Source organism: Geodermatophilus sp. SYSU D01106 (assembly GCF_054049995.1).
In genome coordinates this window covers 77,451-87,029 of record NZ_JBJGYM010000022.1, presented here as the reverse complement: position 1 = coordinate 87,029, position 9,579 = coordinate 77,451, and the positions used below count along the sequence as shown (strand labels likewise).

Annotated in this window: 8 protein-coding genes; 3 read left to right on the top strand and 5 right to left on the bottom strand. The window is 76.9% G+C overall.

The window, feature by feature from the left end:
• The 5 genes from ACI78R_RS19565 to ACI78R_RS19545 form a co-directional block, all read right to left on the bottom strand.
• Positions 1-1,513: DUF222 domain-containing protein (locus tag ACI78R_RS19565; RefSeq protein ID WP_457041974.1), on the bottom strand; the 1,513-nt coding region annotated here is incomplete at its 3' end.
• 82 nt (positions 1,514-1,595) lie between these two features.
• Complete coding sequence (locus tag ACI78R_RS19560; RefSeq protein ID WP_457041973.1) at positions 1,596-2,714, bottom strand: NAD-dependent epimerase/dehydratase family protein; 1,119 nt, start codon at positions 2,712-2,714, stop codon at positions 1,596-1,598.
• Positions 2,715-2,723: 9 nt separating this feature from the next.
• Positions 2,724-3,989, bottom strand: a complete 1,266-nt coding sequence (locus tag ACI78R_RS19555) for an MFS transporter (protein WP_457041972.1) — start codon at positions 3,987-3,989, stop codon at positions 2,724-2,726.
• Positions 3,986-4,567, bottom strand: coding sequence for a winged helix-turn-helix domain-containing protein (locus tag ACI78R_RS19550; RefSeq protein ID WP_073419044.1), 582 nt, complete (start codon positions 4,565-4,567; stop codon positions 3,986-3,988). The genes ACI78R_RS19555 and ACI78R_RS19550 overlap by 4 nt, the downstream gene beginning before the upstream one ends.
• A gap of 58 nt (positions 4,568-4,625) precedes the next feature.
• Positions 4,626-4,823 carry a hypothetical protein gene (locus ACI78R_RS19545; RefSeq protein WP_073419045.1) on the bottom strand — a complete coding sequence of 66 codons (198 nt, stop codon included), beginning with the start codon at positions 4,821-4,823 and terminating at the stop codon, positions 4,626-4,628.
• A 147-nt stretch (positions 4,824-4,970) separates the two neighbouring features.
• Between ACI78R_RS19545 and ACI78R_RS19540 the strand changes: the two genes are divergently transcribed.
• Genes ACI78R_RS19540 through ACI78R_RS19530 form a run of 3 tightly spaced genes read left to right on the top strand, consistent with a single transcriptional unit; the run spans position 4,971 to position 9,579 of the window.
• Complete coding sequence (locus ACI78R_RS19540) at positions 4,971-6,464, top strand: MFS transporter (RefSeq protein ID WP_073419046.1); 1,494 nt, start codon at positions 4,971-4,973, stop codon at positions 6,462-6,464.
• Positions 6,461-8,152 carry an FAD-dependent oxidoreductase gene (locus ACI78R_RS19535; protein ID WP_073419047.1) on the top strand — a complete coding sequence of 564 codons (1,692 nt, stop codon included), beginning with the start codon at positions 6,461-6,463 and terminating at the stop codon, positions 8,150-8,152. The genes ACI78R_RS19540 and ACI78R_RS19535 overlap by 4 nt, the downstream gene beginning before the upstream one ends.
• Positions 8,149-9,579, top strand: a complete 1,431-nt coding sequence (locus tag ACI78R_RS19530; protein ID WP_457041971.1) for an ATP-binding protein — start codon at positions 8,149-8,151, stop codon at positions 9,577-9,579. The genes ACI78R_RS19535 and ACI78R_RS19530 overlap by 4 nt, the downstream gene beginning before the upstream one ends.

The following is a 9,579-nucleotide window of genomic DNA, read 5'->3' as shown; positions in this document are numbered from 1 at the left end:
CGTCGGCGGCGGCGGTGACGCGGCCGGCCGGGCTGTCGGCCCAGGCGGTCTCGTCGGCGGTGTCGGCGCGTTCGGCGGTGGCCACCAGGCGGCGGGCACGGCCGATCGCCTGCTCGGCGTCGAGCAGGGCGGCGCCGGCGTCGTCCACCGCCGCGTCGGCGCGGGCCCACCAGCCGTCGGATTCGGGTGGGCCGGGGCGGTCGGGCGGCGGGTCTGGGTCGTGGTCGGCCCGGTCCTCGGGGTGGTCGGCGTGGTCGTCGGGATCGAGGTCGTCCCGGGGTGGTGACCATCCGGGCGGTGGCTGCCCGGCCACGCGGGCGTCCTCTTCGGCGGCCCACCGGATGAGCACCGCTGCGGGGATCGGATCGTCCCGTCCGGCGAGGAGGTGGTCGGCGGTGCGGGCGTCCTCCTCGGCGGCCCATCGTTCGAGGACTTCTGCCGGGATGGGGTCGTCCCAGCCGCCGGGGAGGGTCTGGGCGGTCGCGGCTGCGGGGACGTCCGGCGCCGTGTCCTCGGCCGCGGTGTCGCCGGCCGACGGGTGCTCGACAGCGGTGTCCTCGACAGCGGTGTCCTCGACAGCGGTGTCCTCGGCGGTGGTGCGCGCGCCGGTGAGGGCGGCGAGCAGGGCCCGGACCACCTCGGCGGGGACGACCTGCCCGTCGATCTCGCACGGCTGGTCGCCGCCCAACAGCGCGCCGACCGGGGCGACCACGGTGAGCACCACCTGCACCGGTGACAGCCCGTTCTCCCCGGGCCGCAGGACCAGGTCCATCAGGGCGTCGGCCATCTTCTGCCCGCGGGTGCGCCCGTCGTCGGGCAGCGCGTCGGCGTACGCACCGAGCGCGGCCATGAGCGCCGCCGCCTCCGGCGTGGTCAGGAGGGCGGACACCACGCTCATCCCGTCGCAGCTGTCGGGCCGGCAGGACAGGCCGCGCCGCGTGATGGCCCGCGCGAGGTCCTCGGCGGCGGAGCGGGCCTTGCGCTTGAGCACCTCGCGGCGGGCCTTGTCCCGCAGCTGCGCCGGCGTGCACACCGTCCCCCGGCGGACGGCCCACGCCAGCAGGTCCCGCTCCAGCGCAGCGCGCACCGTGTCGTCGGCGACCGGCGCCACGTGGTCGAGCAGCGCGGCCACGTGCCCGCCGTGGACGGTCCCGACCTCCAGCGCGTCCAGCGTCGCCGGTAGCCGGTGGACCAGCGTCAGCGACCGCACCAGCAGCGCCTCCGCGGCGTTCGAGGTGACCGACAGCGCCACCACCAGCTCCTGGGTGGCCCACTCGCTCACCGAGCGCAGCAGCTCCGGCCGCGCCGCCCACCGCTGCGCCGCCATCGCACCCCGCGCGCCCTGCGGCCGGTCCACCGACGACGGCCGCGAGAGCGCGAACGCCGCCACCGCCCGGTACCGCAGCGCCGACTGCCGCGACACCTCACGGTCCGCGGCCTGCACCAGCCCCAGCGGCCCGGACGCCCACCCCACGGCAGGCGCCCCGGCGGGAGCGGGCAGGACCGTCGTCACGTTATCGATCATACGTTCGAACGGAGGTGTGCTCAACCCCTGTGGACAGGGGAGAACCGCTGGTCAGCGGCCCCGGCGTGCCTCAGTCGGGGCGGCGGTTCGGCACGTTGCGCGGGTCTCCGGCCGGGTCGTGCTCACGGCCGCCGGAGGCGCTCAGCAGCGGTCCGGGGCCGCCGTCGCCCCGGGCGAGCGCGGCGACGAACTGGCGCAGCACGTCGTCGCCGCGGTGGGCCGGCTGCCAGCCCAGCTGCGTGCGGGCGCGCGCGGTCTCCAGCACCGGCGACTGCAGGCCGAGGTCGAGCCAGCCCGGCTCCGTGGGCGTCAGGTGCGCGCGGAAGGCCGCCGTCAGCCCGGCGCGCAGCACCGCGGCCGGCACGGGGATCCGCGTGGTCCCGAGCGCGCGGGCCAGGCCGTCGGCGTCGAGCGCCGGGTCGGCGGAGAGGTTGAACGGGCCGGGTGCCCGCCGGTCGAGCATGCGGGTGATCGCGTCGGCGACGTCGTCGGCGTGCACGAGCCCCACCCGCAGCGACGGCAGCGGGAGCGGTAGCGCCGACGCCACCTGCGCGGGGACCAGGCGCGCGGCGCCGAACAGCAGCGGGCCGAGGAAGTAGCGGCCGATCTCGCTGGCCGCCTCCGGCTGCAGCACCAGGGTGGGGCGGACGACGGTGAGCGTGACGTCCTGCCTGCGGCCCACCACCTCGCGCACCACGCGCTCGGCCTCGGACTTCTGCCGGCTGTACTGCGACGACGGGATGCCGGTGACCGGCCAGTCCTCGGTCACCGGCCGGGCGCCCCCGCCCGCGGCGTACGCGCCCAGCGACGACATGTGCACGACGTGCTGCACCCCCGCCGCGACGGCGGACCGCATCACCCGCCGGGTGCCGTCGACGTTCGCCTTGTGCAGCTCGTCGCTCTTCCGCCCGGGCTGCAGCGCCCACGCCAGGTGCACGACGGCGTCGACGTCCTCGAGCAGGTTGGTGAGCGCCTGCTCGCTCGCGGTCTCGCCCAGGTCGGCGTGGTACCAGGTCACCGACGAGTACGGCTCGGTGTCCGGCGGCTGCCGGCGGGCCAGGCCGCGGACCTCCGCCACCCCGCTGCCCGGTGCGGTCAGCCGGCGCAGCAGCGCGGTGCCGACGTTGCCGCTGGCGCCGGTGACCGCGACGCGCAGGCCCGAGAGGTGTGCCTGGGGGAGCTCAGCCATGACCCGCCGCTACCCGGTGCGCGACGCGGCAACCGGTGACCGGGACCGCAGCCCCAGCGACACGAGCCCGGTGAGCAGCGCGGCGACGGCGGCGCCCAGGAAGCCGGCGGACAGCCCCGCGGCGTCGGCCAGCCGGGCCAGGCCGAGGGAGCCGCCGAGCGCCCCGATCTGCAGCGCGAACGACGACGCCGACAGCGCCGTGGCCCGCCGCCCCGCCCCCACGCGCCCGTGCAGCACCGACTTCCACAGCGGCCAGGCGGCGGCGTTGCCCACGTAGAACACGGCGAACAGGGCGGTCAGGGCGACCGGGCCGGCCAGGGGCACCGCCGCGATCGCGAGCGCCCCCACCGCGGCCAGCCCGGCCGCGGCCACGGGACCGGAGCCCCGGGCCAGCCGGCGCGCGGCCGGCGCGAGGAGCGCCCCGAGCCCGGCCGCCGCGAACGACACCGCCATGACGACGCCGAACAGCGTGGCCCCGGACGCGCCGCTGCCGGTCAGCTCCGCCGCGTACAGCGGGCCGAGCAGCTCCAGCGTGGACAGCACCGCGCCGACCAGCAGCGAGACCGCGAGCACCCGCCGCAGCAGCCGGTCGCGGGCGACCAGCCGGGCGGTGTCCCGGACGACGGCGGGCACGGCCCGTACGCCGGCCCCCGCGTCCGCCAGGCGCCGGCGCGGGGCGCCGGGCGGGTCGACGACGAGCAGCGCGACCGCGACCGCGGACACGGCCGTCAGCACCGCCGCGGCGAGCACCGGCAGGACGAGGGCGTCGTCGCCGGCCCGGCCGGACAGCAGGGGCAGCAGGCCCCCGACGACGGCGCCCAGGCACAGGCCCGCGCCGTCGGCCGCGCCGGCGCGGGACAGGCCCGGCGCGACGTCGGCGTCCGGGTCGGCGGCGCGGACCGTGTCGACGTACCAGGCCTCCAGCGGGCCCGAGTCCAGCGCCCGCCCGACGCCGCGCAGCGCCTCGGCGACCGCGAAGGCGACGACGCCGTCCGCGAACCCGAGGGCGACCAGGCCGGCGGTGCTGAAGACGGCGGAGGCGACCAGCACCGGCCGGGTGCCGAGGGAGTCGGCGAGGCCGCCGGTCGGCAGCTCCAGCACCAGGACGACGACGGAGTACACGGCGATCACGACGCCGACGTCGGCCGGCGACAGCCCGCGCGAGGCGGCCAGCAACACGGTGACCGGCGCGCTCAGCCCCACCGGCAGCCAGCGCAGCGCGGTGAGCCCGACGAACCGCCGGCCGGCCGAGCGGACCGTCAGCGGCGCGCTCATCCCGGGTCCTCGGACAGCGGGAAGAGGTCGACCAGCACGTGCACGAGCGGCCGGCCGGGCTCCTCGCGGGTCGCCCGCCAGCGTTCCAGGACGCCGTTGAGCTCCTCGGTCAGCTCGGCGGCGGCCTCGGGGGAGAGGCGCAGCGCCCAGTCGTTGAGCGAGACCGCGTCGCGCCAGGCCGGCTCGAGCTCCTCGCGCTGCTCGGCGTGCGCGGCCAGCATCCGCCGCTGGCGGCCGAGCAGCTGGTGGGTGAGCTCCTCGAGGACCTCCCGGCCGCCGGGCCGGTCGACGAGGTCCTCGGTGCGCCAGCGGGTGCTGCGGTGGCGGGCGCGCCACCAGCGCTCCCGCGCGGTGCCCTCGCCGGGCACCTCCTCGACCAGCCCGAAGCCGGCGAGCTGGCGCAGGTGGTAGCTCGTCGTCCCGCTGCTCTCGCCCAGCCGCTGGCCGAGCCGCGACGCGGTGGACGGGCCCTCGGAGCGCAGCAGGGCGAGCAGGCCCGTGCGCAGGGGGTGGGCCAGCGCCCGCAGGGTGCGCGGGTCGCTGACGTCGACGGTGTCCTCGGGGGGCAGGTCGGGCACGCGCCGAGGCTACGGATGCAGAGAACCCTTTGCAAAGACTTCTCTGCACCCGGCCGGGTCAGCCGTCGGAGTCCTCGCCGTCGGTCGCGTCCTCGACCTCCTGCTCGGCGTCGTCGACGCCCTCCTCCACGTTCTGCTGCACGTCGTCGTCGACGACGTCGGACCCGCACGCGGCGGTCGTGAACGACGCGGCGGCGACGGCGACGCCGGCCAGGGCGACGCGCCAGCGGCGGCGGGGGGTGGTGGCGGTGGACATCGAGGCCTCCTCGGCTCGGTCGGTCAGGACCCCGGAGGTGCCCCGGGCGCCCGCCGCCCATGCGGGACCGGGCTCGTTGACAGCCCCGGTGCCGCGGGGAAGGCTCCGTGCGTGACGTCCCGGCCGCAGCCGGACCGCGGACTGCGGATGGGCACTCCCCAGGGGCGCTGGGTCCTCCTCACCACCGTGCTGGGGTCGAGCCTGGCGATGCTCGACGGCACCGTCGTCAACGTCGCGCTCGAGCGCATCGGCGCCGATCTGGACGCCTCGTTCACCGGCCTGCAGTGGACGGTCAACGCCTACACGCTCACCCTCGCCTCGCTGATCCTGCTCGGCGGCTCGCTCAGCGACCGGCTCGGCCGGCGGCGCGTGTTCGTCGTCGGTGTGGTCTGGTTCGCTGCGGCGTCGCTGCTGTGCGGCTTGGCACCCGACGTCGGCACGCTCGTGGTCGCCCGCGCGCTGCAGGGCGTCGGGGGAGCGCTGCTGACCCCGGGCAGCCTGGCCATCATCTCGGCGTCCTTCGCCCCCGAGGACCGCGCGGCGGCGGTGGGCGCGTGGTCGGGCCTGGGCGGGGTGGCCGGCGCCGTCGGGCCGTTCCTCGGCGGGTGGCTGGTCGAGTGGAGCTGGCGGGCGGTCTTCCTGGTCAACCTGCCGGTGGCGGTGCTCATCGTCGCGGTGGCGGCCAAGCACGTCCCCGAGACGCGCGACCCGGCCGCCGCACCCGGCCTGGACTGGACCGGGACGGCGCTCGTCGTCGCCGGCCTGGGCGGGCTCACCTACGGGCTGACGACGGCCGACGGCGGCGGGCCCGGCGCGCTCGCCTGGATCGCCGCGGGCGTCCTCGCGCTCGCCGCCTTCGCGGTCGTCCAGCGCCGGTCGCGGCACCCGCTGGTGCCGCCGGTGCTCTTCCGCAGCCGGGTGTTCACCGCGACCAACGTCGTCACGCTGCTGGTCTACGCCGCGCTCGGGGTCGTCTTCGTGCTGCTGGTGCTGCACCTGCAGGTGGTCGCCGGGTTCAGCCCGCTGGTCGCCGGGACGGCGTTGCTGCCGGTCACCGCGCTGATGCTGCTGTTCTCCGCCCGGGTCGGCGCGCTCGCGCAGCGGATCGGCGCCCGGCCGCTGCTCACCGCGGGGCCGCTGGTCGCCGCGGCCGGCCTGCTGCTCCTGCTGCGGGTCGGTGAGGACGCCTCCTGGGTCGGCGACGTGCTGCCCGGCACGGTCCTCTTCGGTGCCGGCCTGACCCTGCTGGTCGCGCCGCTCACCGCGACCGTCCTCGACGCCGCCGAGGACCGCTACGCCGGCGTCGCCTCCGGCGTGAACAACGCCGTCGCCCGCGCCGCCGGGTTGCTCGCCGTCGCCGTGGTGCCGGTCGTCGCCGGCATCGGCGACGACTACACCGACCCGGACGCGTTCGCGGCGGGCTTCCGCACCGCCCTGCTCATCTGCGCGGGGCTGCTCGTCGCCGGGGCGCTGGTGGCCGCGGCGGCGGTCCGCCGGCCGCCCGAGCGCCCCGCCGGCGGCCGCCTGCCGGTCGAGGAGTGCCTGCACTGCGGCGTCGACGGGCCGCAGGTCCACCCCCGGATCCCGGCCGGCGGCGGCGCGGCCGCCGGCCCCCACCCCGTCCCCCTGGAGGAGTCGTGACCACGCCCCCCGAGTCCCCCGCGCCCGGCGCCCGGGCCCGCCCCGTCCTGCTCACCGTCGACGACGACCCCGGCGTCTCGCGCGCCGTCGCCCGCGACCTGCGCCGCCACTACGGCGAGCGGTTCCGCGTGGTGCGCGCGTCCTCCGGCGAGGAGGCGCTCGACGCGCTGCGCGAGCTCAAGCTGCGCGGCGACCGGGTGGCCGCCGTGCTCGCCGACTACCGGATGCCGGGCATGGACGGCATCGAGTTCCTCGAGCAGGCGATGGACCTGTTCCCCCGCGCGCGGCGGGCGCTGCTCACCGCCTACGCCGACACCGACGCCGCCATCCAGGCGATCAACGTCGTCGACGTCGACCACTACCTGCTCAAGCCGTGGGAGCCGCCGGAGGAGAAGCTCTACCCGGTCGTCGACGCGATGGTCGAGACCTGGGCGGCCAGCCCCGACGTCGCCGTCGAGGACGTCAAGCTCGTGGGCCACCACTGGTCGGCGCCGTCGTTCGCCGCGCGGGACTTCCTCGCCCGCAACGCGGTGCCCTACCACTGGTACAGCGTCGAGGAGCCCGAGGGGCGGCGGCTGCTCGCCGCGGCCGGGGCCGCGCCGGAGGACGTGCCGCTCGTCGTGCCGCCGGGCGGGGACGCGCTGCTGGCGCCCACCGAGGCCGAGCTCGCCGCCGCGGTCGGGCTGACCGTGGAGCCGAGCACCGACTTCTTCGACCTCGTCGTCGTCGGCGGCGGCCCGGCCGGGCTCGGCGCCGCGGTCTACGGCGCCTCCGAGGGGCTGCGCACGGTGCTCGTCGAGCGCCAGGCCACCGGCGGGCAGGCCGGGCAGAGCAGCCGCATCGAGAACTACCTGGGGTTCCCCGACGGCGTCTCCGGCGGGCAGCTCGCCGACCGCGCCCGGCGGCAGGCGGCCAAGTTCGGCGCCGAGGTGCTCACCGCCCGCAAGGTCACCGCGCTGGAGGCCCGCGGCCCGGCCCGGGTGGTGCACTTCGCCGACGGCGGCAGCATCGCCGCGCACGCCGTCGTCCTGGCCACCGGCGTCTCCTACCGGACGCTGCCGGCCGCCGGCGCCGACTCCTTCACCGGCCGCGGCGTCTACTACGGCTCGGCGCTCACCGAGGCCGAGGCCTGCGCCGACCAGGACGTCTTCGTCGTCGGCGGGGCCAACTCGGCGGGCCAGTCGGCGGTGTTCTTCTCCCGCCACGCCCGCTGCGTCACCCTGCTCGTCCGCGGCCCGTCGCTGGAGGCGTCGATGTCGCACTACCTCATCCAGCAGCTCGCCGACCTGCCCAACGTCGTCGTCCGCACCGGCACCACCGTCACCGCCGTGCGCGGCGGGGACCACCTGGAGGAGATCGACCTCGCCGGCCCCGACGGCGGGGTGCACACCGCGAAGACGTCGCACCTGTTCGTCTTCATCGGCGCCGAGCCGCGCACCGACTGGCTCGACGGCGTCCTCGACCGCGACGACCACGGCTTCGTGCTCACCGGTCCCGAGCTGCTCGTCGACGGCGAGCGGCCACCGGGCTGGCGGCTGCAGCGCGACCCGTACTTCCTCGAGTCCGGCCTGCCCGGGGTGTTCGTCGCCGGCGACGTGCGCGCCCAGTCGGTGAAGCGGGTGGCCTCCGCCGTGGGCGAGGGCGCCATGGCCGTCACGCTGGTGCACCGGTACCTGGAGGAGCGGTGAGCGCGCCGACCCGCCTCGCGCCGGACGAGCTGCGCGAGCTGTTCCTCTTCGGCGACCTCGACGCCGAGCAGCTGGCCTGGGTGGCCTCGACCGGCGACGTCGTCGACGTGGCCGCCGGCAGCGACGTCTGCACCGAGGGCGAGCCGGCCGAGTGCTTCTACGTGCTGCTGTCCGGGACGCTGCGGATGACGCGGCGGGTGGGCCGCGACGAGGTGGAGACCGCGCGCACCGACCACCGCGGCGTCTACGCCGGCGCGGTGCAGTTCTACCTCGGCGACCAGGTGTCGCAGGTCTACCCGTCGTCGGTGCGCGCGGTCACCGACTGCACGTTCCTGGCCCTGCCGGCCGGCGAGTTCGCCGCCGTGTTCCGCCGCTGGTTCCCCATGGCGGTGCACCTGCTGCAGGGCCTGTTCCTCGGCAGCCGCAACACCGAGGAGCTCGTGGCGCAGCGGGAGCGGCTGCTGGCGCTGGGCAAGCTGACCGCCGGGCTCACCCACGAGCTCAACAACCCGGCGGCCGCGGCGTCGCGGGCCACCGCCTCGCTGCGCGAGCGGGTGGCCGGCATGCGGCACAAGCTCGCGCTGCTGGCCGACGGCCGCTTCGACGGCGAGCAGCTCCGGCGGCTCACCGAGCTGCAGGAGCGCTTCGTCGCCGGGATCGACGGCGCCGTGGAGCTCACCGCGCTGCAGCGCTCCGACCGCGAGGACGAGCTGTCGGACTGGCTCGACGACCACGACGTCGCCCGGCCCTGGGAGCTCGCGTCGGTGTTCGTGCCGGCCGGGCTCGGCCCCGCGGAGCTCGACCAGGTGGCCGGCGCCGTCGACGAGGACTTCCTCGAGCCCGCGCTGCGGTGGCTCGCCTACACGGTGGAGACCGAGCTGCTGCTGGCCGAGATCGTCGACAGCACCGCCCGGATCACCCACCTGGTCGGCGCGGCCAAGCAGTACTCGCAGCTGGACCGCACCCCGCACCAGCCCACCGACCTGCACGAGGGGCTCGACGCGACGCTGGTGATGCTCAGCGCCAAGACCGGCCCGGGCATCCGGGTGGTCAAGGAGTACGACCGGTCGCTGCCGCTGGTGCCGGCCTTCGCCGCCGAGCTCAACCAGGTGTGGACCAACCTCATCGACAACGCGCTCGACGCGATGGCGGGGGAGGGCACGCTGACGCTGCGCACCGCGCTGGACGGGGAGTCCGCCGTCGTGGAGGTCGCCGACACCGGGCCCGGCATCCCCGAGGAGCTGCGGCGGCGGGTGTTCGAGCCGTTCTTCACCACCAAGCCGGTGGGCCAGGGCACCGGGCTCGGCCTCGACGTCGCCTGGCGGATCGTCACCACCCGGCACGGCGGCGTGCTCAAGGTGCGGTCGCGGCCGGGGGAGACGCGGTTCGTGGTGCGGCTGCCCCTGGCCGACGGACCGCCCGCCTGA